Below are 1,574 nucleotides of genomic sequence, written 5' to 3'. Positions count from 1 at the left end.
TCTGCCCCCACGCGCCGCGTACCTGACCTGTGAACCCGTACGCGCAGGGCTTTCAAGAGTTATCGCGTTCGGCCCTGTCTCCGGTTTTTTTCCTGCCACCGGCGCTGGAGCTGCCTGCTGCGCCTCGCCGCTTCAGGCAGCCTGGCCGGGCTAGCGTAGAAGCGGCGCGCCGGCCTGATAAGCGGCCTCGCTGCGGGGTTTTCGCGGTTAAGAATACGTAAACTGCTTCTGGAAAATTCATTCCGTACACGGAACGGCGGCTTATCCATTCTGTGCTATAAACACGGCATCTACAATTGGCAGAATGCCAGGAGTTTTGCCGTGTTTTCTCTGAAGAGATGTACTCCGCATACGGTGCTAATTGCTGCCGGTTTTTACACGCTCTCGGGATGCATCAGCATCGCCCCGATCGAGCCGGTCAAGAACCCGCCTACAAAATTCCGGTCAGACAATGTCGTTGCCGTCGAGTTCCTCAACCCGGCAAAGGTTGGCCTGCGCTGCGGAGAACGCGGCACAGAGGCTTTCGGCATTCCGGTCTTCCACGCCATGGCCTGCGGCAATGGCAAGCTGATCACGATGCCGGATCCGTGCCTGACCTTCACGGGCGGCGAATATGCAAGCCTCCTCTGCGACCAGCGCAGCCGGCCGGTTGCTCTGCCGGCGCCGCCTCCCGAATGGCAGCTCCTGCTTCAGCCGGTCTCCTACACGCCCGCGCCGCGCCCTGCGCCGACGCCTCTGAAGCCGCGCGCCAGCGCCTCGGTCAAGGCCGAGTTCGTTCATCCGTCGGCCGTGCTTCAGCGCTGCACCACGCGCGGCCTCGAAGTGACGTATTCGCAGGAGGGTGACCTTGCCTCATGCGGCGACAGCGAGATGCTGACCGTCCCGAACCCTTGCATGATCCTGGAAGCGGGCTGGTATCCGCGCACGCTTTGCCACGAAATGGCGCATGCCAATGGCTGGTCTATGAACCATCCGGGCGGCAGTTTCCTGTCGGACGCCCGCGCCGGCGTTGATCCGAATGATGTGCCCCCGCCGCGCGCTGTCCTGGCCGCCCTCTCGTCTTCCGCGCCGCTGCGCCCGGCCAGCCAGTCGCCGGCCTATCTCGCCTTCGTGGCGGCTCAGAAGCCGGCCGCTGCCCTGCCGGAGTTCGAGACCCTTCCGGCCGTCTATGCGCAGCTGCCCGCCGGCGCGGAAAGCCTTGCTTCACCCGCCGTGGTTCTCAGTGGTCAGTCTGCACCGGATCTTGGCCCGGATCTTGGCCCGGATCTTGGCCCGGATCTTGGCCCGGATTTTGGCCTGCCCGTCCTCGAATACGCCGCCGCTCACCGGTCCATCCTGCACAGCCAGCAGGCGCCGGCGCTGATGACCGCTTCGCTCACCGGCAATGCGCTTGCGCTGCGCCCCCACCTGGCATCGGTTGCCGAGGCGCCCGGGCTTGCGACTGCCGCCGCAAATGCGCGCCTGGCGCTGAACCCCGCAATCCTGCATCAGGCCGCCGCTGCGCCGCAGCTTCGCCCGGCGCCGCCCGCGCCGCGCCCACCGGCCGCCGTCCGGCTCGCTGCTCTGACCCGGGA

Annotated in this window: 1 pseudogene; it reads left to right on the top strand. The window is 66.1% G+C overall.

Annotated elements, in window-relative coordinates:
• Positions 1-321: 321 nt before the first annotated feature.
• A pseudogene (locus WEA77_RS16230) lies at positions 322-1,574 on the top strand (hypothetical protein); the annotation flags it as partial.

The organism is Hyphomonas sp. (genome assembly GCF_040882205.1).
GTDB lineage: Bacteria > Pseudomonadota > Alphaproteobacteria > Caulobacterales > Hyphomonadaceae > Hyphomonas.
Note: the sequence above shows the minus strand (reverse complement) of the source record. Positions and strands in the feature narration are given on the sequence as shown.